We start from the raw sequence: 21,833 nt of genomic DNA on the forward strand, positions 1-21,833 counted from the left end.
CGTACGGGGACAGGACGGAACGTGCGAGACGCCCCACGGCGACGGTGACGTGGGGCGTTGGAGCTGTGCTGGTGCTGATCGTGGTGCTGGAAGCTGTTGGTGCGCTGTGCGTGCTGAATGCTCGGGGAGAGCTTGACTCGCCGTCAAGAGCGGAAACAGGTCAGTGGTGTTCGCTGACCGGACATCTCCGGTTTCCCTTGACGGTGGTCTTGAGCAGGTTCTTTTGCCTCATATGCCATATTGCGGACATGCTCCCGACGAAAGGCATGGCATGAAGTTCGCAGTCATCGGCGGTACCGGGCTGATCGGGTCGCGGGTCGTCAAGAATCTGAACGCCGCCGGGCATGAGGCGGTACCGCACTCGAAGTCCACCGGAGCCGACGTCATCAGCGGTCAGGGACTGGACGAGGCGGTGGCGGGAGCCGACGTCGTCGTCAACCTGACGAACTCCCCGACCTTCGACGAAGCCTCCCCGGCCTTCTTCCAGACCTCGATGGACAACCTTCTGGCCGCGGCCCGGAAGGGCGGCGTCGGCCACTTCGTCATCCTGTCGATCATCGGCGCGGAACAGGTGCCGGAGCTGGACTACTACCGGGCCAAGGTGCTCCAGGAGAACATCCTCGCGGCCGGGCCGATCCCCTACTCGATCGTCCGGGCGACGCAGTTCATGGATTTCATGGACGCCGTCCTGTCCTGGACCGCCGACGGCGACACCGTCCGGCTGCCCGCCACGCCCATCCAGCCGATCGCCGCCAAGGACGTGGCCGACGCGGTGGCGGAGGTCGCCGCCGGTGCCCCGCTGAATGGCATTCGCAATATCGCCGGCCCCGAGATCTTCTCCCTGGACGAGCTGGGCCGGATCACCCTGTCCCGCAAGGGCGACGGCCGTACGGTCGTCACCGACCCCACCGCCGGCATGTTCGCCGTCGTCAAGGGTGATGTCCTCACCGACAAGGACGCCCACCTCGCACCCACCCACTACACCGACTGGCTCTCCTGACTCGCACCGCGGTACTGGGTCCTGTCCGGTCGGACAGGACCTGGGCCACGCGGAACTCGTCCTCCTCGTACGGCTCGTCCGGATGGCGGACGGCGGCCGGATTCCGCCAGGCCGGTTACCGGGGGTCCGGCTCGCGAGGACGGGAGGGCGCCGGTTCCGTAACCGGGAGCGGCGCTTCCGCCTGTGCCAAGCCCGAGCCCGAGCCCGAGGCCGTCGTCGTCGCTGCCGCCTCCGCCGCCTCCGCCGTCAGGCGTAGCGCCTCCGACCGCGTGCGGCGCGCGTTCCGCAGCGCGTCCCACGTCAGGATCACGAGGGCCAGCCAGACCAGAGAGAAGCCCGCCCACCGCTCCGGCGGCATCGCCTCGTGGAAGTACGTGATCCCCAGCACGAACTGGAAGACCGGGGCCAGATACTGGAGCAGGCCCAGCGTCGACAGCGGCACCCGGATCGCCGCCGCGCCGAAGCAGATCAGCGGCAGCGCGGTGACCACACCCGTCGCGGCGAGCAGAGCCATCTGGCCCGTACCCTCCGAGCCGAAGGTGGCCGAGCCGGACGCGCCCAGCCACACCAGATAGCCGAGCGCGGGCAGGAACAGGACCGCGGTCTCGGCGGCCAGCGACTCCAGACCACCGATGTTGATCTTCTTCTTGACCAGGCCGTAGGTCGCGAACGAGAAGGCCAGTACGAGCGAGATCCAGGGCGGCTGCCCGTACCCGATGGCGAGGACGAGCACGGCGGCCAGGGCGATGAAGACCGCCGTCCACTGGGCGGGCCGCAGCCGTTCCTTGAGCAGCAGCACGCCCATGGCGATCGTCACCAGCGGGTTGATGAAGTAGCCCAGCGAGGCCTCGACGACATGGCCGGTGTTGACCGCCCAGATGTAGAAACCCCAGTTGAGGGAGATCGTGACGGCGGCCACCGCGATGAGACCCAGCTTGCGGGGCTGCCGTATCAGCTCCGGTATCCAGCGCCGGCGGCGCAGCACCAGCAGCCCGATGGCGACGAACGCCAGCGACCAGACCATCCGGTGGGCCAGGATCTCCATCGCCCCGGCCGGTTCGAGCAGGGGCCAGTAGAGCGGGACCAGCCCCCACATCCCGTAGGCACCGATCCCGTACAGCAGTCCTGCCCGCTGATCCAGCAGTCCTGCCCGCTGGTCGCCGTCCGCCTTCACTGGCCCTCCCCGCCGCGCTCGCGCGCCGTCCCGACACGGCGCCCCCATGAAGGTAGCGCCGCGCGGGCCGCGATGTCATGTCCGTATCGTCATACGGTCATGACGCGTCAGCGCGTGCGTGTCAGCCCTTGAGCGCCTCGGCGATCGTGTCGGCGAGCGGCGTGGTGGGGCGGCCGGCCAGCCGGGCCAGATCGCCCGACGTACCGGCCAGCCGCCCGCGCTCGATCGCGTGGTCCACGTCCACCAGGATCGCGGCCATCGGCTCGGGCACCCCCGCGCCGGTGAGGATCCCGAGAAGCGTCTCGGCCGGCACGTTGTTGTACGCGATGGTCCTGCCGGTCTGCCGCGACAGCTCCGCCGCGTACTCGCTCAGCGACCACGCCGTGTCGCCGCTCAGCTCGTACGCCTTGTTCAGATGTCCCTCGCCGGTCAGTACGGCCGCCGCGGCGGCGGCGTAGTCCGCGCGGGTGGCGGAGGCGACCCGGCCCTCGCCCGCGGCGGCGACGACGGCGTCGTGCTCCAGTACGGGCGCGAGGTTGCCGGTGTAGTTCTCGGTGTACCAGCCGTTGCGCAGGAACGTGTACGGCAGCCCGGAATCGAGGATCAGCTGCTCGGTCGCCTTGTGCTCGGCGGCCAGCTGGAAGTCGGCGTCGGGTCCGCCCAGGACGCCGGTGTACGCGAGCTGGGCCACGCCGGCCGCCCGCGCGGCGTCGATGACGGCGCTGTGCTGCGCCACCCGCTGCCCGACCTCGCTGCCGGAGATCAGCAGTACGCGGTCACCGGCCCGGAACGCGTCCGTCAGCGTCTCGGGGCGGCTGTAGTCGGCGACCCGCGGCTCGACACCGCGCGCCACCAGCCCCGCGGCCTTCTCCTTGTTCCGTACGACGACGGCGATCCCGTCGGCCGGGACGCCGTCGGCCAGCAGGGACTCGACGACCAGCCGGCCGAGGTGTCCGGTGGCTCCGGTGACAACGATGCTCATGGGGGGCTCCAGTTCGGGTGGATATGCGCGGATCGGTGCTCTCTGTCACTCACCCTAGAGGGAGCACTAACCAAGCGAAAGTACCCACCTTGAAGTAAGGTACTGGCATGGCCGTAAGCGAGAAGGCGCAAATGCCGGCGAAGACAGCGAAGCCGGACGTCAACCGGTCCATGTGCCCCTCCCGGCTGGTCCTTGAGCACGTCACCAGCCGCTGGGGCGTACTGGTGCTCGCCGCCCTGCTGGAGCGCTCCTACCGCTTCAGCGAACTGCGGCGCGAGGTCGGCGGGGTCAGCGAGAAGATGCTCGCCCAGACACTCCAGACCCTGGAACGCGACGGCTTCGTCCACCGCGACGCCAAGCCCGTGATCCCGCCGAGGGTGGACTACACCCTGACCGAACTGGGACGGGAGGCCGCCGAGCAGGTGTGGGGGCTGGCGCGCTGGACGGAACGGCGGCTGGACGAGGTGTTCAAGGCCCGCCAGGCATACGACGAGGCCCGTGCCTTCGCACACGACGAGGCCCGGACCTCGTAAGAGATCCGGGCCCCGGAGAACCGAGACGTTCCAGGACGGGACAGGCCCTAGCCCACGACGGTCCAGGTGTCGCCACCGGCGAGCATCGCGGCCAGATCGCCCTTGCCCTGCCGCTCGACGGCCGCGTCCAGCTGGTCCGCCATCAGGGTGTCGTAGACGGGCCGCTCGACGCTGCGCAGCACCCCGATGGGGGTGTGGTGCAGCGTGTCCGGGTCCGCGAGCCGGGACAGCGCGAACGCGGTGGTCGGGCTGGTCGCGTGCGCGTCATGGACGAGGATCCGCGACTCGTTCTCGGGCGTGACGGCCACGACCTCCAGGTCGCCGGTGGCCGGGTCGCGGACCACGCCCTTCTTGCCCTCCACGCCGAAGCGGATCGGCTGCCCGTGCTCCAGCCGGATCACGGCTTCCTCGGCCTTCTCCTTGTCCTTGAGGACCTCGAAGGCGCCGTCGTTGAAGATATTGCAGTTCTGGTAGATCTCCACCAGCGCGGTGCCGGGGTGGTCGGCGGCCTGGCGCAGCACTTCGGTGAGGTGCTTGCGGTCGGAGTCGACCGTACGGGCCACGAACGACGCCTCCGCGCCGATCGCCAGCGACACCGGGTTGAAGGGCGCGTCCAGCGAACCCATCGGGGTCGACTTGGTGATCTTCCCGAGCTCGGAGGTGGGGGAGTACTGGCCTTTCGTCAGCCCGTAGATCCGGTTGTTGAACAGCAGGATCTTGAGGTTGACGTTCCGCCGCAGCGCGTGGATCAGATGGTTGCCGCCGATGGAGAGCGCGTCGCCGTCGCCGGTGACCACCCAGACCGACAGATCGCGGCGCGAGGTCGCGAGACCGGTGGCGATGGCGGGGGCGCGGCCATGGATGGAGTGCATCCCGTACGTGTTCATGTAGTACGGGAAGCGCGAGGAGCAGCCGATGCCGGAGACGAAGACGATGTTCTCCTTGGCGAGGCCCAGCTCGGGCATGAAGCCCTGGACCGCGGCCAGCACCGCGTAGTCACCGCAGCCGGGGCACCAGCGGACCTCCTGGTCCGACTTGAAGTCCTTCATGGACTGCTTGGCCTCGGCCTTGGGGACCAGCGTCAGCAACTCGTTCGCATCAGACATCGATGGCCTCCTTGAGGGCCGTGGCCAGCTGCTCGGCCTTGAACGGCATGCCGTTGACCTGGTTGTACGAATGGGCGTCGACGAGATACTTCGCCCGCAGCAGCGTGGCGAGCTGGCCGAGGTTCATCTCCGGCACGACGACCTTGTCATAACGGCCAAGGACCTCCCCGAGGTTGCGCGGGAAGGGGTTGATATGACGCAGATGCGCCTGGGCGATGGGCGTGCCCGCCTTGCGCAGCCGGCGGACCGCGGCGGTGATCGGCCCGTATGTGGAGCCCCAGCCCAGGACCAGCGTGCGGGCGCCGTCCGGGTCGTCGACGGTCAGATCGGGGACCTGGATTCCGTCGATCTTGGCCTGGCGGGTGCGCACCATGAAGTCGTGGTTGGCCGGGTCGTACGAGATATTGCCCGTGCCGTCCTGCTTCTCGATGCCGCCGATACGGTGCTCCAGACCCGGCGTGCCGGGCACCGCCCACGGGCGGGCCAGGGTCCGCGGGTCGCGCTTGTACGGCCAGAACACCTCGGTGCCGTCGGCCAGCTCGTGGTTGGGCCCGGTCGCGAACCGCACCCGCAGATCGGGCAGTTCGTCCGTCTCCGGGATCCGCCAGGGCTCGGAGCCATTGGCGAGATAGCCGTCGGAGAGCAGGAAGACCGGGGTGCGGTAGGTCAGCGCGATCCGCGCGGCCTCCAGAGCGGCGTCGAAGCAGTCCGCCGGGGTCCGCGGCGCGACCACCGGCACGGGGGCCTCGCCGTTGCGCCCGTACATCGCCTGGAGCAGATCGGCCTGCTCGGTCTTGGTCGGCAGCCCGGTGGAGGGACCGCCGCGCTGGATGGCGACGACCAGCAGCGGCAGCTCCAGCGAGACCGCCAGACCGATGGTCTCCGACTTGAGCGCCACACCCGGGCCCGAGGTGGTGGTGACGGCGAGGGACCCGCCGAACGCCGCGCCCAGCGCCGCGCCGATGGCCGCGATCTCGTCCTCGGCCTGGAAGGTCCGTACGCCGAAGTTCTTGTGCCGGGACAGCTCGTGCAGGATGTCCGAGGCCGGGGTGATCGGGTACGAGCCGAGGTAGAGCGGCAGGTCCGCCTGGTGTCCGGCGGCGATCAGGCCGTACGACAGCGCCAGGTTCCCGGAGATATTGCGGTACGTGCCGGCCGGGAACGCGGCACCGGCCGGGGCGACCTCGTAGGAGACCGCGAAGTCCTCGGTGGTCTCCCCGAAGTTCCACCCCGCCCGGAACGCGGCGACATTGGCCTCCGCGATCTGGGGCTTCTTGGCGAACTTGGCCCGCAGGAACTTCTCGGTGCCCTCCGTCGGACGGTGGTACATCCAGGAGAGCAGCCCGAGCGCGAACATGTTCTTGGAGCGCTCGGCCTCCTTGCGGGAGAGTCCGAACTCCTTGAGCGCCTCGATCGTCAGCGTCGTCAGCGGCACCGGGTGCACCTGGTAGCCGTCGAGCGAGCCGTCCTCCAGCGGTGAGGTCAGATAACCGACCTTGGCCATCGGGCGCTTGGTGAACTCATCGGTGTTCACGATGATTTCGGCGCCGCGCGGCACATCGCCGATATTCGCCTTCAGCGCGGCCGGGTTCATCGCCACGAGCACATTGGGTGCGTCGCCCGGGGTGAGGATGTCGTGGTCGGCGAAGTGCAGCTGGAACGAGGAGACGCCCGGCAGCGTTCCGGCGGGAGCCCGGATCTCGGCCGGGAAGTTCGGCAGCGTCGACAGGTCGTTCCCGAAGGACGCCGTCTCCGAGGTGAACCGGTCACCCGTCAGCTGCATCCCGTCACCCGAGTCACCCGCGAATCGGATGATGACCCGGTCCAGACGACGGACTTCCTTCTCGCCTGCGCCCTCCTGTCCGGACGCGGGGGCACGCTGGTCACCGACGGCGCGATCGCTCTCACTCGCGTCGTCGGCCCCATCGGCCTGCTCGGCTGGGCTACTGACCTGGCTGGTCACTGAACTGGACCTCCCTCGGGCGGCGGCTCGGGACCGGCCGGCCGCCCGGCAGTCCCGATGGCCACCCTACGTCGGTAAGGGTCGCCTTCCCTTGACCGATCGAATGGTGGACGCCAGTTTGAGACGCCTTCGCGTGCCAATTTGTCATATTTTGCCCACCCCCGATGGGATCCGTGAAGGTCGTTCCGCTCTCATCCTTTGGTTCTAGGGCTTTCGTCCCACCCCGCACCCCGCATGTGCGGCTGACGGGGCGACAGCCAGGGTGTACCCCGGTCAGGACCTTAGATAGGTCAGCACGGCCAGCACCCGGCGGTGATCCCCATCACTAGGGGAAAGCCCAAGCTTCAGAAAGATATTGCTGACGTGTTTCTCGACCGCGCCGTCGCTCACGACCAGCTGCCTGGCGACCGCCGAGTTCGTCCGCCCCTCGGCCATCAGCCCGAGGACCTCACGCTCGCGGGGCGTCAGCCCCGCCAGCACGTCCTGCTTCCGGCTCCGGCCCAGCAACTGGGCGACCACCTCGGGGTCCAGCGCGGTCCCGCCCCTGGCCACCCGTACCACGGCGTCCACGAACTCCCGGACCTCGGCCACCCGGTCCTTGAGCAGATACCCCACGCCCCGGCTGCTGCCGGCCAGCAGCTCGGTGGCGTACTGCTCCTCGACGTACTGCGAGAGCACCAGCACCCCGATCCCCGGATGGTCCCGGCGCAGCCGCACGGCGGCCCGTACCCCCTCGTCGGTGTGGGTCGGCGGCATCCGTACGTCCGCGACCACCACGTCCGGCAGCGCGCCCTGGTCCGCCAGATCGCCCACGGTCTTGATGAGCGCTTCCCCGTCACCGACACCGGCGACGACATCGTGCCCGCGGTCGGTCAGCAGCCGGGTCAGGCCCTCCCGAAGCAGCACTGAGTCCTCGGCGATGACGACCCGCACTCTGTCCTCCACGATGCCGTAGCCCCCATTGGTGAGATCTGTCGCCTGTGCCCTCCAGCATCCCAGTATTCGGATCGCTCCGCGCCCACCCGCCAGGAAATGGGCCCACCGCCCGGCGACAGCCTTCCGGGTGGGGGCACCCGGGAGACATCCCCACGACGTCACCCCATGACGTCACTCCAGGAGCGTCAGCCCCGCCAGGGCAGCTCCGCGGTCACCGTCGTCGGACCGCCGGCCGGGGAGTCGATGACCAGGATCCCGTCCACCGCGTCCAGCCGCTCCGCCAGCCCGGCCAGACCGCTGCCCGCCGTCGCGTCCGCCCCGCCCCTGCCGTCATCCGTGACCTGGAGCAGCAGCCGGTCCTGCGTCTGCCACACCTCCACCATCGCCCGGCTCGCCCTGGCGTGCTTGCTCACGTTCTGGAGCAGCTCGGAGACCGTGAAGTAGGCGATCCCCTCGATCGCGGCGGCCGGCCGGCAGGGAAGATCGACCTCCACCGTCACCGGGACCGTGCAGCGGGAGGCGATGGCGGAGAGCGCCGCGTCCAGCCCGCGGTCGGTGAGGACGGCCGGGTGGATGCCGCGCGCCAGATCGCGCACGTCGTGCAGATCGCGTTCGATCCGGCGCAGATCGGCGGCGGCCGTGTCGACCACCACCCCCCGGTCCGACTCCAGCTCCGAGACCCGCGTGGCCAGCCGGGACGGGCCGAGCAGCCCCATCACCAGCAGCCGGTCCACGGTCGCCAGGCCGCGTATCAGCCAGGGGCAGAAGAGCACCAGCACCAGCCCCACCACGGCGGTGGCGGCTATCTCGAACGGGGTGTCCAGGAAGAAGCCGTCCCCCGTGCCGTCGCTGTAGATCGCGATACCCGACTGGTCGAGATGGCTGGGGAACACCCAATGCCACAGCGGATACGAGAACAGCGCCCAGCCCACGGCCGAGAACGACAGGGACACCACGAACGCGAACACCGCCCACGGGAAATGCAGGATCGCGTAGAGCAGATGGCGCCAGGACACCCCGCTCTTCAGCACCGCGCCGACCCAGGACATCAGCCCGCTCTTCGCGCCACGGGCCGGCGCCGGATCCGGCACATCGAGCCCCAGCAGCCCCCGCGCCCGTGCCCGCTCCAGCATCCCGAAGCCGCGGCAGCCGGCCAGCCCCACCGCCAGCACGGGCACCCCGAGGAAGGTGACGAGCAGCCCCGCCCCGAGCGCGATGGTCGCCATCGCGTAGCCGAACAGCACCGCGCTGATCGGCAGGCTGAGCAGCAGATAGCCGAACTCCCGCCAGGTGCGCCCCTCGAACGGGGCGCGCAGGGCCGGCGGAAGGAAGTGGGGCCGCGGCTGCGATCCGTCATCCAAGGCCATGGGTGTGGTCCGTTCTGCGAGCGGGCTGAGGGAGAGCGGGGTGCGTGCTTCCATGTCCTCCATGCTCCCGGGGCCGGAGCGTCCGCACCATGAGGCCGGTCTCCGTCTTCACCCTGGGGTTTTCCCCACCCCCGAGGTGTGGTCGCGCCCGCGCGGGGCCGCGCCCAGCCCTTCCCGCGCCGCCGGGCCCAGCCCTTGCCGCGCCGCCGGGCTCAGCCCTTGCCGCGCCGCCGGGCTCAGCCCTTGCCGCGCCGCCGGGCTCAGCCCTTGCCGCGCCGCCGGGCTCAGCCCTTGCCGCGCCGCCGCCACGGCAGCTCCGCCGTGACGATCGTCGGCCCGCCGGCCGGGGATTCGAGGACGAACAGGCCGTCGACCGCGCCGAGCCGCTCGGACAGCCCGGCCATGCCCGTACCGCCGTCCAGCCGCGCGCCGCCGCGCCCGTCGTCCTGCACCTGGATCAGCAGCCGGTCGTCCCGCCGCCACACATCCACCGACGCCATCCGCGCCGCGCTGTGCTTGCTGACGTTCTGGAGCAGCTCGGAGACCGTGAAATACGCGATGCCCTCGATCGCCTCGGCGGGCCGCTCGTCCAGATCCACGGTCACCTTCACCGGGACCGTGCAGCGGGAGGCGATGGCGGAGAGCGCCGCGTCCAGCCCGCGGTCGGTGAGGACGGCCGGGTGGATGCCGCGCGCCAGATCGCGCAATGGCCAGGGCCACCAGCCGGGCCTGTGCGCCGTCGTGCAGATCGCGTTCGATCCGGCGCAGATCGGCGGCGGCCGTGTCGACCACCACCCCCCGGTCCGACTCCAGCTCCGCGATCCGCCGCTCCAGCTCGTCGGAGGGCGAGAGCAGCCCCCGCACCATCGCCCGGTCGACATTGGTGAGCCCGCGCGCCACATAGGGGAGGACCGGCCAGAACACGAAGAGACCGGTCAGCGTGACGGCGAACGTCAGCACACCCCAGGGCAGCCGGATGAACTCGTACAGCACGGTCCGCCACGCCACCGGATCCTTCAGCCCGGCCCATATCCGGCCGAGCAGTCCGTCGGGGCGCCGGCCCGGGCCGTGCAGCGGGCTCGGCTCGTCGATCCGTACCCCGAGCAGCGCGCGCGCCCGCGCCCGCTCCGCCCGGCCGAGCAGCCGCGCCCCCGCGAGACCGCACACCAGCCACGGCAGCCCGATCACCGTCACCGAAAGCCCCGCGCCGGTGGAGACCGTGACCACCACATAGACAAAGCCGACCAGGGCAGCCGGAAGGTTCACCAGGAGATGCGCGATCTCCTTCCAGGTGTGCCGGTCGAACGCGAACCGCGCGGGTGGCGGTCGGTCATCGTCGGGGAGGCTGCTGCTCACGGTCATAAGGACCAAGCCTGCACGTCGCGGATGGCGGGCGCCATGGGGTAGCTGGGCCAGGTGAAGTAGGGATAACCCCACTATGCGGGACGCGGCTGCTTACCGAGTCTTTAACAGGGCCTAGACTCCCGTCCGTACAGATCGTCGAAGAAACCGCTACGAGGTCAGGGAGCGAGGGGCGGACGTGTCGCAACCGACCGTTCTCGCGTCGGACTACTTCCAGAGCTATTCGGTGGTCGGACTGCTCGCGGTCGTCGGCGTGCTGTTCGTCGCCGTCGCCTTCGGTGCGGGCCGGCTGCTGCGGCCGGTGGTGCCGACGCCGGAGAAACTGCTCACCTACGAATGCGGTGTGGACCCCGTGGGCGAGGGCTGGGCGCACACCCAGGTCCGCTACTACGTCTACGCGTTCCTCTATGTGGTCTTCGCCGTCGACTCGATCTTCCTGTTCCCCTGGGCGACCGTCTTCGCGGCCCCCGGATACGGCGCCACGACGCTCGTCGAGATGTTCATCTTCCTCGGCTTCCTGGCCGTAGGACTGCTCTACGCATGGAAGAAGGGCGTCCTGGAATGGACGTGACCCCCACTCCCGCCCCGGAACTCCTGCCGACCGTGGCCGCCGACGGCCCCGCCGGAACCGGAACCGGCGACGCGACCGGCGCCGACAGCGGAACCGCAGCCGGAGACGCGGCCGGAGGCGGAAAGCGGCTCGGTGTGCTCTCCCGGCTGGCCCCGCAGCCCATGAAGGTGGTCCTCAACTGGGGCCGCCGCTACAGCCTCTGGGTCTTCAACTTCGGACTCGCCTGCTGCGCGATCGAGTTCATCGCCGCCTCCATGGCCCGGCATGACTTCATCCGGCTCGGAGTGATCCCCTTCGCCCCGGGACCGCGCCAGGCCGACCTGATGATCGTCTCCGGCACCGTCACGGACAAGATGGCGCCCGCCGTGAAGCGGCTGTACGAGCAGATGCCCGAGCCCAAGTACGTGATCTCCTTCGGCGCCTGCTCCAACTGCGGCGGCCCGTACTGGGACTCCTACTCCGTGACGAAGGGCGTCGACCAGATCATCCCGGTCGATGTCTACGTACCGGGCTGCCCGCCCCGCCCCGAGGCGCTGCTCCAGGGCATCCTGAAGCTCCAGGAGAAGATCGCCCGCGAATCGCTCGGCGAGCGGTACGCCTCGGCCGGCCGGCCCTCGGCCGCCGCGCTGCGCAGCGGACTGGTCACCCCGCCACCGCCGCCGGCACCGACGCCGGGGGAGAGCGCTTCGTGAACGCATACGACCGGCTGCCGGACGCCGCCGCCGAGATCTTCGGCGAGGGGGCCACGGCCGAGCGGGCGTACGACCTGCTGACGGTCGACGTCCCCGCCGAGTCCTGGATCCCCGCCCTCGAAACCGCCCGCGACCAGCTGGGCTGCACCTACTTCGACTGGCTGAGCGCGGTCGACGAGCCGGGCACCGGCGGTTTCCGCGTCTGCGCCCATGTCGTCGCCCTGGAGGGCGGTACGGTCCGCCGGCTGCTGGTCCGTACGACCGTCCCGCACGACGCGGCCGTCCTGCCCACGGCCGTCGGCGTCTACGCGGGCGCGGGCTGGCACGAGCGCGAGACGCACGAGATGTTCGGCGTCTCCTTCTCCGGCCATCCTCACCTCGTTCCCCTCCTTCTGCCCGAGGAGTTCGAGGGGTATCCGCTGCGCAAGGACTTCGTCCTGGCGGCCCGGGTCGTCAAGGCGTGGCCGGGTGCGAAGGAGCCGGGGGAGTCCGAGCACGGTGGCCCCAAGCGGCGCCAGATGCTTCCGCCCGGCGTTCCCGACCCGAACGAATGGGGTCCCCTCAAGGGCCAGTTGCCCCCGGCCCCGGCCCGACCCGCTCGCGGAGCACGTGCCACGGGCGCGGGTGCCGGCGGCGCGGGGGCCGGCGGTGCGGCGGGAGACCGCCCGGTCCGCCGCGCGCGCAGCGTCACGCAGGGCTCGGCGAGCCAGCAGCCGGAGGGCACGACTCCTGACGCGCCGTGGCGCAAACCCCCTCCGGCGACGGAGGACAACACAAGCGCCACCGAAAGCCCCGAGAGCAAACGCCCCAAGAGCGAGGGCCCCCCGAGCGAGGGCCCCGAGAGCGAGGGCCCCGCGAGCGACCGCCGCCCCGAAGGAGACGCGTGAACGACGTACTCGACGTCGCCCTGCGGCTGGCCGTCGTCTTCGCCGTGTTCCTGGTCGTCCCGCTCGTCGTTGGTCAGACCGAGCACAAGGTGATGGCCCATATGCAGGGCCGTCTCGGCCCCATGCACGCGGGCGGCTTCCACGGCTGGGCCCAGCTCGTCGCGGACGGGGTGAAGTTCGCGCAGAAGGAGGATGTGGTCCCGGCCAACGCCGACCGCCGTATCTTCCAACTCGCCCCCGCCGTCGCCCTTCTCCCGTACCTCCTCGTGCTGGTCGCGATCCCCATCGGTCCGAGCGAGGGCGCGGTCGGCCAGGTCGTCGACGCGGGCATCTTCTTCGTGCTCGCCGTGATGGGCATCGGGGTGCTCGGCTCGCTCATGGCGGGCTGGGCCTCGGCCAACAAGTTCTCCCTCCTCGGCGGCCTGCGTACCGCCGCACAACTGCTCGCGTACGAACTGCCGATGCTGCTCGCCGCCGCCTCTGTCGCGATGGCGGCCGGCACCGTCTCCCTGCCCGGCATCCTCAACGCCTTCGAGTGGTGGTGGCTGCCCTGGCAGATCGTCGGCGCCCTGGTCTTCTTCGTCGCCGGTCTCGCGGAACTCCAGCGCCCGCCCTTCGACATGCCGGTCGCCGACTCCGAGATCATCTTCGGCGCCTACACCGAATACACGGGCCTGCGCTTCGCGCTCTTCCTGCTCGCCGAGTACGCGGGCATCGTCGTCCTCTGCGGACTGACCACCGTCCTCTTCCTCGGCGGCTGGCACGGCCCGCTCGGGGACGACGGACTCGGCTGGGTCTGGACGCTCCTCAAGACGGCCGTCCTCGCGTTCGTCATCATCTGGCTGCGGGTGAGCTACCCGCGGCTGCGCGAGGACCAGTTGCAGAAGCTCGCCTGGACCGTTCTCATCCCCCTCGCTCTCGCGCAGATCGCGCTCACCGGCATCGTGAAGGTGGCGATCAACTAGTGGCCCCCTCGTTTCCCGGCTCCGGTCTGGCCAAGGGCCTGGCCGTCACCCTGCGGACGATGACCAGGAAGACCGTCACCCAGCAGTACCCGGAAGCGCAGCCCGAACTCCCGCCCCGCACCCGCGGGGTGATCGGACTGTTCGAGGAGAACTGCACGGTCTGCATGCTCTGCGCCCGTGAGTGCCCCGACTGGTGCATCTATATCGACTCCCACAAGGAGACGGTCCCCGCCGCCGTCCCCGGGGGGCGCGAGCGCAGCCGTAATGTCCTCGACCGGTTCGCCATCGACTTCGCGCTCTGTATGTACTGCGGTATCTGCGTCGAGGTCTGCCCTTTCGACGCTCTCTTCTGGTCACCGGAGTTCGAGTACTCGGAGACGGACATCCGTGATCTCACCCACGAGCGGGACAGGCTCCGCGAGTGGATGTGGACGGTGCCCGCGCCGCCCGCTCTCGACCCGGCCGCCGAGGAGCCGAAGGAGCTGGGCGCTGCCCGCAAGACCGTCGAGAAGCTCGCGACGGCGGCGCAGCGTGAGCGGGAACAGGGGGCGGGCGAGTGAGCCTCGCAGCGCACGGCTTCCTGTCGCCCAGCGGTGTCGAGATCGCCTTCCTCCTCGTCGGTCTGGTCACCTTCGGCGCGGCCCTCGTCACCGTCACGACCAAACAGCTGGTGCACGCCGCCCTCTGGCTGGTCGTCACGCTCGGCGGACTGGCCGTCGAATATCTGCTGCTCACGGCGGAGTTCATCGCCTGGGTGCAGGTCCTGATCTATCTCGGTTCCGTGGTGGTCCTCCTTCTCTTCGGGCTGATGCTCACCAAGGCGCCCGTCGGCCGCTCCCCGGACGCCGATTCGGGCAACCGCCCGGTCGCCCTCGCGGTCGCCGTCGCCGCGGCCGTGTCCCTGGTCTGGGTGGTCGTCGACGCGTTCCGTACGACCTGGATCGACCTGGACGGGCCGGCCCAGGGCTCCACCGAAGTGACCGGCCACTTCCTGTTCCGCAACTGGGTGCTGCCCTTCGAGGCGCTCTCCGTGCTCCTGCTGGCCGCACTCGTCGGCGCGATCGTGCTCTCCCGTAAACGCGCGACCGCCACCAGGAACAGCCGCAGCGGTAAGGAGCAGCGCTGATGCATCTCGCCTATCCCGCCGTGCTCGCGGCCCTCCTGTTCTGCACCGGGCTGTACGGAGTGCTCGCGCGGCGCAACGCGATCCTCGTCCTGATGTCCGTCGAGCTGATGCTCAACGCCGTCAATCTCAATCTGGTCGCCTTCGACGTCTGGCTCCGCGACACCCTGCACGCCGGCCAGGCACTCACCCTCTTCGTCATCGCCATCGCCGCCGCGGAGATCGGCATCGGCCTGGCGATCGTCCTGATGGTCTACCGCAACCGCGGCACCTCGGACATCGACCGACTCCGCGACACCGCCGAAGGCGCCGACACCCCCGGGGGCGCCGGGCCGGACGCGACCGGCGCCGCCCCGGCGCAGAAGGCTGAGGCCACCGCGTGACCACCACGACCCTCGCCGTTCTCGTTCCCCTCCTGCCCTTCCTGGGCGCCGTCGCCGGACTGTTGCTCGGCCGTGTCGCACCCGGGTTCGTACGCCCGCTGGCCGTCCTGCCGACCCTGGCCGCGGCGGCGTTCGCCATCGCCGTGGCCGTACGCCAGGGCGGCGGCGACGGCAACGGGAAGGCACCGCTGGAGGCCGCGACCCAGCTCACTCCCACCGGCTCGGTCCCCATCGACCTCGCCCTGTACATCGACGGCTTCGCGGCTCTGGTCGCCGTCCTCGTCGGCGTCGTCGCGTCGTGCGTGCAGATCTACTCGACGGGCTATCTGCGCGGCGACGCGCGCTACCCCTCGTACGCGGCTCTGGTCTCGCTCTTCACCTCCGCCATGCTGCTCGTCGTCTACTCCGGCGATCTGATGGTGCTGCTGGTCGGCTGGGAGATCATGGGCATCTGCTCGTACTTCCTCGTCGGCCACTACTGGGAGACGTCCGAGGCCCGCGCGGCCTCCCTCAAGGCCTTCCTCGTCACCAAGCTCGGTGATGTCCCCTTCCTGATCGGGCTGTTCGCGCTCGCCTCCGACGCCGGGACGTTCCGTATCACCGGCGTGCTGAAGACCGTCGCCGACGGCGGCCTCGACCACCCCACCCTGATCGCGCTGCTGCTGCTCGCGGGGGTGGCCGGCAAGTCCGCGCAGTTCCCGCTGCACACCTGGCTGCCCGACGCGATGGCGGGCCCCACACCCGTCTCCGCGCTGATCCACGCCGCGACGATGGTCGCCGCCGGTATCTATTTCGTGGCCCGGCTCCTCCCCGTCTTCGCCGCCTCGGCCGCCGCCCTGGTGGTGCTCGCCGTGATGGCCGCGATCACGATGGTCGGCTCGGCGCTCGCCGCTCTCGCACAGGACGACATCAAGCGCGTCCTCGCCTACTCGACCATCGGCCAACTCGGCTATATGTCGGGCGCCCTGGCCGTGGGCGACCGTGGCGCCGCCGTCTTCCATCTCATCGCGCACGGTGCGTTCAAGGCACTCCTCTTCCTCGGCGCCGGCGTGATCATCCACGCCGCTGGCACCAACTCACTGGCCGCCATGTCCCGGATGCGCGGCCTCTCCCAGCGCATCCCGGACGCCTATTGGACGGTGACCGTCGCCCTGCTCGCGCTCGCCGCGATCCCTCCCTTCGCCGGCTTCTTCTCCAAGGAGTCCGTCCTCGTCGCCGCCGAGCACACGGCCCTCGGCGAATCCGGCGGCGCCGCCCCGGGAGCGGCGGGCTGGACCGTACTGATCGCCGGACTGCTCACCGCCCTTCTCACCGCCGCCTACGCGGCCCGTCTCTGGCTGCTGACCTTCCGCGGCCGGGGCTCCGAGGTCCCCGACTACGGCAAGCAGCCCCTCTCCATGAACGCCGTCCTGTGGGTGCTCGCCATCCCCTCCATCGGCCTCGGCCTGGCCATCGGCTATCTCCCCGGCTGGTTTGACGGCCACAGCCTCGCCCCGAACCTCACCACCTCCGTCCTGGGCACGGGCATCGCACTCGTCGGCGGTCTGATCACCTACGGCTGCTGGCGGCACACCTCGGCGCTGGCCGCCCGCAACCCGATCGGGGCCGTCGTCCCCCACCCCGACACCGAGCCCGCCCTCGCGGAGAGGGAGGCCATCGAGATCCACACCCAGGTCTACGGGTCCATCGCGGGCGCCCCCGACCCCGCGGACCCCGCCCGTCTCCTGCTGGGGCCGCTCCACCGCCACGCGGCTGCCGGCTTCCATCTCGACGCCGTCTACCACCGGCTGTTCGTACGCCCCGTCCTGGCGGCCGCCCAGCTGGTCCGCTTCCTCGACCGCGAGGTCGTCGACACCTACGTACGCGGCGCGGGCACGGGCACCGGCTGGCTCGGCGCCGCCGTACGCCGCGCCCAGACCGGAAACGTGCAGACCTACCTCAGCGCCCTGCTGGCCGGCTCCGTCGTCCTGGCTATCGCCGCCGTACTCGTCGCCGCCGGAGCGTGAGCCGTGATCGATATCAGTGAGTCCGTGATGCAGTTCCTTCTCGCGTTGATCGTCGTCGGGCCGCTCATCGGCGCCGTGGCGGCGCTCCTCCCGGCCCCGCCCGGACTGCGGGGCACGAGCCCCGACCAGGCCGTGCTGCGCCACGGCGTGACCGTGACCGGCGCGATCCTCATCGCCACGATCGTCCTGGCACTCGGCTTCGACCATGACCAGCCGTCAAAGATGCAGGCCACGACGGACATCAGCTGGATCGCGGCGCTGGACGTCCGGATCCACCTCGGCATCGACGGCATTTCCCTCCCCCTTCTGGTCCTGACCGCGCTTCTGACCTTCCTCTGCGCGCTCTACAGCTACTTCAAGATGCCCCAAGGCCCCTCGCCCAAGGGATTCGTCGCGCTGCTGCTCGTGCTGGAGTCCGGCACGCTCGCGACCTTCGCCGTCCTCGACCTCGTGCTCTTCTTCCTGGCCTTCGAGATGGTGCTGATCCCGATGTACTTCCTCATCGCCCGCTGGGGCGGCTCGGAAGGCGTCACCGGCGGCAGGCAGGCCGCCGCCTGGAAGTTCATCCTCTATACGCTGCTCGGTTCCGTGGTCATGCTGCTCGGCCTGCTGCTGATCGGGCTCAACGCGGGCACATTCGACATGGTGGCACTCGCCACTGACAACGGCCGTGGGCTCAGCACATCCGTGCAGCTCATCGCCGTTCTGGCGATCGGCCTCGGCCTCGCGGTCAAGACCCCGATGTGGCCGCTGCACAGCTGGCTGCCCGATGCCCACACCGCCGCCCCGACCGTCGGCTCGGTGCTCCTCGCCGGCGTGCTGCTCAAGATGGGTACGTACGGCTTCGTCCGGATCATCCTGCCCATCGCCCCAGACGGTATGCGGACCTTCGCGCCGTATCTCGCGGCCTTCGCCGTCGTCGGCATCATCTACGGCTCCCTGGCCTGTCTCGCCCTGGCCAAGCGGGGCGCGGGCGGCGACCTCAAGCGGCTGATCGCGTACTCCTCCGTCGGCCACATGGGCTTCGTCCTGCTCGGTATCGCGACCATGACCCCCACGGGCGTCAACGGCGCGCTCTTCGCGAACATCGCCCACGGCCTCATCACCGGCCTGCTGTTCTTCCTGGTCGGAGCGGTCAAGGAGCGGTACGGCAGCGCCGACCTCGACACCCTCGCCGGTGCGACCGGCGCCGCGCTCTACGGCCGCGCCCCCCGCCTCGGGGGCCTGCTCGCCTTCGCGGCCGTCGCCTCCCTCGGCCTGCCCGGCCTCGCCGGATTCTGGGGCGAGATGCTCGCGATGTTCGGGGCCTTCAACCCCGCGGAGGGGCTGAGCCGCCCCGCCTTCCTCACCTTCATGGTGATCGCCGGCTTCGGCACGCTGCTCACCGCCGCGTATCTGCTGATCGTCGTACGCCGCGTCTGCATGGGCGCGCAACCGCAGGAAGCGCCGCAGGGAGCCCCGCAGGGAGCGTCCCGGGCAGGAGCGCCGGAGCCGGCGCGCTTCACCGACGTCCAGACCTATGAGTTCGCCGCCTGGACCCCGCTCGTCGCCCTCACCGTCCTCGCCGGACTCTGGCCCGCGGTCCTGCTCGGCCTCACCGACCCCGCCGTGCAGAAGCTTCTCGCAGGAGGCAAGTCGTGACCGTGGCCGCCGAGAGCGCCGCCGGCGCCGCCAGCCTCGTCCAGTCCATCGACTGGCTCGCGGTCGCGCCCCCGACCATCACGGCGGTGGTCGCCCTGATCGTGCTGGTCGCCGATCTCTTCGTACCGGAGCACCGCAAGCCGCTCCTCGGCGGTATCGCGATCGCGGGTCTCGTCGCCGCGCTCCTCACCCTCATCCCGCTGCGCGCCGGCGACCGCTCGACGTTCTGCCTCACCACCGACGCCGCCGTCTGCAGCTACACCGCCGACCACTTCGCGCTGGTCATCCAGCTGCTGGTGCTCGGCGGGGCGCTGCTGACCGCGCTGATCTCGCTCCACGACAGCAGGAAACTCCCCGTAGGGGAGTACTGGTTCCTGCTGCTCGCCTCGGCGGCCGGCGCCGCGCTGCTGCCCGCCTCGCGCGATCTCGCCACCCTGGTCGTCGCCCTCGAAGTGGCCTCGCTGCCCGCGTTCGCGCTCGTCGGACTGCGGCGCGGCGACCGGCTCTCCTCCGAGGCCGCGCTGAAGTTCTTCCTCTCGTCGGTGACCGCGACCGCCGTGATGCTGCTGGGCGTCAGCTTCGTGTACGCCGCGACGGGCACCCTCCATCTCACCCGGATCGCCGCCGAACTGGGGCATGTCCCCGGCCAGCTGGACACCCTCGCCAAGGCGGGCGTCGCCCTCACCCTCGTCGGCTTCGCCTTCAAGACGGCCGCGGCCCCGTTCCACTTCTGGGTCCCCGACACCTATGTGGGCGCGCCCCTGCCCATCGCCGCGTACCTCTCCGTCGTCGGCAAGGCGGTCGGCTTCTCCGGCCTCATCCTGGTGACCGTCATCGCGTTCCCCTCGTACCGCGAGGTGTGGGGCCCGGTCCTCGCGGTCATCGCCGCGCTCACCATGACCCTCGGCAACGCCGCGGCGCTGCGTCAGTCGGCCACCCGCGCGTGGAGCGCGGTACGGCTGCTGGCCTGGTCGTCCGTGGGGCAGGCGGGCTATCTCCTGGTGCCGATCGCCGCCGCGGCGTACGCGGGCGGCGACCGGATCGGATCGACCGTCGCGTACGCCCTGATGTACGCCGTCGTGAACCTGGGCGCCTTCGCGGTCGTCGCGCTGGTGGCCCGTACGAAGCCGCTGAACCGTCTCGCCGACTACCAGGGCCTGTACGCACGACAGCCCCTCGTCGCCCTCGCGATGGGCTTCTTCCTGCTCTGTCTGGCCGGGCTGCCGCCGGGCATCATCGGTCTGTTCGCCAAGGTCACGGTCTTCTCGGCGGCGGTCGACGCGGGCCTCGGCTGGCTGGCCGTCGTCATGGCCGCCAATGTGGTGATCGCGCTGTACTACTACCTCCAGTGGACGGCGGCCCTCTTCCGCGCCCCGGAGCCGGAGGCCGGTGACGTGGCTCCCGAAGCCGGCAGCGCGGCTCCCGAGGCCGGAGGCGAAGAGGTGGCCATCGGCCGGCCCCCCGCGGCCGTCACCGTCGCCATCGCGCTCACGGCCGCCGCCGGTGTCGCTCTCTCCGGGGCGCCCCAGCTCGTACTGCGCTTCGCCGGTACCGGCCTCTTCTGAGCCCGGTACCGGCCCCACACCACCACGCCCGCATCACCTCCCCGCACCACCGCCACCCGGACGGCGTACGCGCCTGTCCGGCGGCACAAGGGAACCCGCACCGCCCGCCTGGCGTTGACCAGTACGGAAGGGTCCACTGAAGAGTGGAGCAGCACCAGCAAAGGGTTCCCCTGCCGCACCACTTGGAGGGCGTACCGTGCACCGCCGGCACAACGGGCTCAGGACCGCCGTACTCCTCGGGGGACTGTCCGCACTCATCATCGCGATCGGCAGTTTCTTCGGCAGTACGGGCCTGATCGTCGCGCTTGTCGTGGCGATCGGCACGAACGCGTACGCCTACTGGAACAGCGACAAGCTGTCCCTGCGCGCCATGCGCGCGCGCCCCGTCAGCGAATTCGAGGCGCCTCAGCTCTACCGCATCGTCCGTGAGCTCTCGACCGCTGCCCGCCAGCCCATGCCACGGCTCTACATTTCGCCCACGCAGGCCCCCAACGCCTTCGCCACCGGCCGTAACCCGCGCAATGCCGCCGTCTGCTGTACGGAGGGCATCCTGCAGATCCTGGACGAGCGCGAGCTGCGCGGAGTCCTCGGCCATGAGCTGAGCCATGTCTACAACCGGGACATCCTGATCTCGTCCGTCGCCGGAGCCCTCGCCTCAGTGGTGATGTTCCTGGTGAACTTCGCCTGGCTGATCCCCTTCGGCCGGTCCGACGACGACGACGGCCCCGGCATCTTCGGAATGCTGCTGATCATGATTCTGGGCCCGCTCGCGGCCTCGGTCATCCAGCTCGCGGTGAGCCGCTCCCGGGAGTACGAAGCCGATGCCTCGGGCGCCCAGATCACCGGCGACCCCCTCGCTCTGGCCAGTGCGCTGCGTAAACTGGACGCGGGGACGAAACAGCTCCCGCTGCCCCCCGAGCCACGGATCGAGACCGCGAGCCACATGATGATCGCGAACCCCTTCCGTCCCGGGGACGGGGTCTCGAAGCTCTTCTCCACGCACCCGCCGATGGCGGAGCGCATCGCCCGACTGGAACAGATGGCAGGTCGCCGACCATGAAGACAATCCTGAACGTCATATGGCTCGTTCTGTGCGGCTTCTGGATGTGCCTCGGCTATCTGCTGGCGGGCCTGCTGCTCTGCATCACGATCATCGGCATCCCCTTCGGGGTGGCCGCGTTCCGTATCGGGATCTACGCCCTGTGGCCCTTCGGCTATATGGCGGTCGAGCGCCGCGACGCGGGCGCGCCCTCGTGCGTCGGCAATGTGCTGTGGCTGGTTCTCGCGGGCTGGTGGCTCGCCCTCGGCCATGTCCTCACCGGCATCGCCCTCTGTGTCACGATCATCGGAATCCCGCTGGGCCTGGCCAACTTCAAGCTGATTCCCATCTCGCTGATGCCGCTCGGCAAGGAAATCGTCCCCACCGACCAGCCGTTCGCGGCCCGCTGACCGTCCACCGGCCGCCCGCTGACCGTCCGCTGTGCGTTTGCCGTGAACTGGGTCATGAACTGTCTCCGGCTGCAACCACCACCCGCCCGTACGGCGTCTTCCGGGGCAACACCGTACGAAAGGCAGGT

Annotated in this window: 20 protein-coding genes and 1 pseudogene; 14 read left to right on the top strand and 7 right to left on the bottom strand. The window is 70.2% G+C overall.

Annotated features, from left to right (window positions below; all coding sequences use genetic code 11):
- Positions 1–271 precede the first annotated feature (271 nt).
- Entirely contained in the window at positions 272–1,000 is a 729-nt protein-coding gene (locus IF11_RS0111270; RefSeq protein ID WP_030351383.1) for an SDR family oxidoreductase, read from the top strand.
- A 115-nt stretch (positions 1,001–1,115) separates the two neighbouring features.
- Here the strand turns inward: IF11_RS0111270 and rarD are convergent, their stop codons facing one another.
- On the bottom strand, positions 1,116–2,096 hold the full coding sequence (gene rarD / locus IF11_RS0111275) for an EamA family transporter RarD (RefSeq protein ID WP_051745843.1): 981 nt from the start codon (positions 2,094–2,096) through the stop codon (positions 1,116–1,118).
- 199 nt (positions 2,097–2,295) lie between these two features.
- A complete protein-coding gene (locus IF11_RS0111280) occupies positions 2,296–3,156 on the bottom strand; it encodes an SDR family oxidoreductase (RefSeq protein ID WP_030351385.1) in 861 nt (286 codons plus the stop codon).
- Between the two features lie 131 nt (positions 3,157–3,287).
- Between IF11_RS0111280 and IF11_RS0111285 the strand changes: the two genes are divergently transcribed.
- Entirely contained in the window at positions 3,288–3,689 is a 402-nt protein-coding gene (locus IF11_RS0111285; protein WP_106979152.1) for a winged helix-turn-helix transcriptional regulator, read from the top strand.
- 47 nt (positions 3,690–3,736) lie between these two features.
- On the opposite strand, the gene IF11_RS0111290 is transcribed toward IF11_RS0111285, so the two are convergent.
- The 5 genes and pseudogenes from IF11_RS0111290 to IF11_RS36550 all read right to left on the bottom strand — a co-directional run bounded on the left by IF11_RS0111290 (position 3,737) and on the right by IF11_RS36550 (position 10,423).
- On the bottom strand, positions 3,737–4,795 hold the full coding sequence (locus tag IF11_RS0111290; protein WP_030351387.1) for a 2-oxoacid:ferredoxin oxidoreductase subunit beta: 1,059 nt from the start codon (positions 4,793–4,795) through the stop codon (positions 3,737–3,739).
- Entirely contained in the window at positions 4,788–6,758 is a 1,971-nt protein-coding gene (locus tag IF11_RS0111295) for a 2-oxoacid:acceptor oxidoreductase subunit alpha (RefSeq protein ID WP_030351388.1), read from the bottom strand. The genes IF11_RS0111290 and IF11_RS0111295 overlap by 8 nt, the downstream gene beginning before the upstream one ends.
- Before the next feature lie 273 nt (positions 6,759–7,031).
- A complete protein-coding gene (locus IF11_RS0111300; protein ID WP_030351389.1) occupies positions 7,032–7,691 on the bottom strand; it encodes a response regulator transcription factor in 660 nt (219 codons plus the stop codon).
- A 188-nt stretch (positions 7,692–7,879) separates the two neighbouring features.
- Positions 7,880–9,061 carry a sensor histidine kinase gene (locus IF11_RS0111305; RefSeq protein WP_051745845.1) on the bottom strand — a complete coding sequence of 394 codons (1,182 nt, stop codon included), beginning with the start codon at positions 9,059–9,061 and terminating at the stop codon, positions 7,880–7,882.
- Positions 9,062–9,345: 284 nt separating this feature from the next.
- Positions 9,346–10,423, bottom strand: a pseudogene (locus IF11_RS36550) (sensor histidine kinase).
- A gap of 178 nt (positions 10,424–10,601) precedes the next feature.
- Between IF11_RS36550 and IF11_RS0111315 the strand changes: the two are divergent.
- The 12 genes from IF11_RS0111315 (at position 10,602) to IF11_RS0111370 (ending at position 21,705) form a co-directional block, all read left to right on the top strand.
- Positions 10,602–10,994 (top strand): NADH-quinone oxidoreductase subunit A, encoded by a 393-nt coding sequence (locus IF11_RS0111315; protein ID WP_030351391.1) that lies wholly within the window; start codon positions 10,602–10,604, stop codon positions 10,992–10,994.
- The gene (locus IF11_RS0111320; protein ID WP_030351392.1) at positions 10,985–11,686 is read left to right on the top strand and encodes an NADH-quinone oxidoreductase subunit B; all 702 of its coding nucleotides are present in this window, start codon (positions 10,985–10,987) and stop codon (positions 11,684–11,686) included. Before IF11_RS0111315 ends, IF11_RS0111320 begins: the two co-directional genes overlap by 10 nt.
- Positions 11,683–12,573 carry an NADH-quinone oxidoreductase subunit C gene (locus IF11_RS0111325; protein WP_030351393.1) on the top strand — a complete coding sequence of 297 codons (891 nt, stop codon included), beginning with the start codon at positions 11,683–11,685 and terminating at the stop codon, positions 12,571–12,573. Before IF11_RS0111320 ends, IF11_RS0111325 begins: the two co-directional genes overlap by 4 nt.
- On the top strand, positions 12,570–13,538 hold the full coding sequence (locus IF11_RS0111330) for a complex I subunit 1/NuoH family protein (RefSeq protein WP_030351394.1): 969 nt from the start codon (positions 12,570–12,572) through the stop codon (positions 13,536–13,538). The genes IF11_RS0111325 and IF11_RS0111330 overlap by 4 nt, the downstream gene beginning before the upstream one ends.
- A complete protein-coding gene (locus tag IF11_RS0111335; RefSeq protein ID WP_030351395.1) occupies positions 13,538–14,098 on the top strand; it encodes a NuoI/complex I 23 kDa subunit family protein in 561 nt (186 codons plus the stop codon). The genes IF11_RS0111330 and IF11_RS0111335 overlap by 1 nt, the downstream gene beginning before the upstream one ends.
- On the top strand, positions 14,095–14,664 hold the full coding sequence (locus IF11_RS0111340) for an NADH-quinone oxidoreductase subunit J family protein (protein WP_037727550.1): 570 nt from the start codon (positions 14,095–14,097) through the stop codon (positions 14,662–14,664). Before IF11_RS0111335 ends, IF11_RS0111340 begins: the two co-directional genes overlap by 4 nt.
- Positions 14,664–15,044, top strand: coding sequence for an NADH-quinone oxidoreductase subunit NuoK (gene nuoK, locus IF11_RS0111345; protein ID WP_030351397.1), 381 nt, complete (start codon positions 14,664–14,666; stop codon positions 15,042–15,044). Before IF11_RS0111340 ends, nuoK begins: the two co-directional genes overlap by 1 nt.
- Positions 15,041–17,050, top strand: a complete 2,010-nt coding sequence (locus tag IF11_RS0111350) for an NADH-quinone oxidoreductase subunit 5 family protein (RefSeq protein ID WP_030351398.1) — start codon at positions 15,041–15,043, stop codon at positions 17,048–17,050. The genes nuoK and IF11_RS0111350 overlap by 4 nt, the downstream gene beginning before the upstream one ends.
- A gap of 27 nt (positions 17,051–17,077) precedes the next feature.
- Positions 17,078–18,691 (top strand): complex I subunit 4 family protein, encoded by a 1,614-nt coding sequence (locus IF11_RS0111355; RefSeq protein ID WP_030351399.1) that lies wholly within the window; start codon positions 17,078–17,080, stop codon positions 18,689–18,691.
- Positions 18,688–20,256, top strand: a complete 1,569-nt coding sequence (locus IF11_RS0111360; protein WP_030351400.1) for an NADH-quinone oxidoreductase subunit N — start codon at positions 18,688–18,690, stop codon at positions 20,254–20,256. The genes IF11_RS0111355 and IF11_RS0111360 overlap by 4 nt, the downstream gene beginning before the upstream one ends.
- Positions 20,257–20,452: 196 nt before the next feature.
- Entirely contained in the window at positions 20,453–21,316 is an 864-nt protein-coding gene (gene htpX / locus IF11_RS0111365) for a zinc metalloprotease HtpX (protein WP_030351401.1), read from the top strand.
- On the top strand, positions 21,313–21,705 hold the full coding sequence (locus IF11_RS0111370) for a YccF domain-containing protein (RefSeq protein WP_030351402.1): 393 nt from the start codon (positions 21,313–21,315) through the stop codon (positions 21,703–21,705). Before htpX ends, IF11_RS0111370 begins: the two co-directional genes overlap by 4 nt.
- The last annotated feature ends 128 nt before the right edge of the window (positions 21,706–21,833 follow it).

The sequence above is a fragment of the Streptomyces scopuliridis RB72 genome (assembly GCF_000718095.1).
GTDB lineage: Bacteria > Actinomycetota > Actinomycetes > Streptomycetales > Streptomycetaceae > Streptomyces > Streptomyces scopuliridis.

Excerpts from the sequence above, each read along its gene's own strand:
- IF11_RS0111270 (WP_030351383.1), top strand. The coding sequence starts at position 272 with ATGAAGTTCGCAGTCATCGGCGGTACCGGGCTGATCGGGTCGCGGGTC.
- rarD (WP_051745843.1), bottom strand. The coding sequence starts at position 2,096 with ATGTGGGGGCTGGTCCCGCTCTACTGGCCCCTGCTCGAACCGGCCGGG.
- IF11_RS0111280 (WP_030351385.1), bottom strand. The coding sequence starts at position 3,156 with ATGAGCATCGTTGTCACCGGAGCCACCGGACACCTCGGCCGGCTGGTC.
- IF11_RS0111285 (WP_106979152.1), top strand. The coding sequence starts at position 3,288 with ATGCCGGCGAAGACAGCGAAGCCGGACGTCAACCGGTCCATGTGCCCC.
- IF11_RS0111290 (WP_030351387.1), bottom strand. The coding sequence starts at position 4,795 with ATGTCTGATGCGAACGAGTTGCTGACGCTGGTCCCCAAGGCCGAGGCC.
- IF11_RS0111305 (WP_051745845.1), bottom strand. The coding sequence starts at position 9,061 with ATGGCCTTGGATGACGGATCGCAGCCGCGGCCCCACTTCCTTCCGCCG.
- IF11_RS0111320 (WP_030351392.1), top strand. The coding sequence starts at position 10,985 with ATGGACGTGACCCCCACTCCCGCCCCGGAACTCCTGCCGACCGTGGCC.
- nuoK (WP_030351397.1), top strand. The coding sequence starts at position 14,664 with ATGCATCTCGCCTATCCCGCCGTGCTCGCGGCCCTCCTGTTCTGCACC.
- IF11_RS0111355 (WP_030351399.1), top strand. The coding sequence starts at position 17,078 with ATGCAGTTCCTTCTCGCGTTGATCGTCGTCGGGCCGCTCATCGGCGCC.
- IF11_RS0111370 (WP_030351402.1), top strand. The coding sequence starts at position 21,313 with ATGAAGACAATCCTGAACGTCATATGGCTCGTTCTGTGCGGCTTCTGG.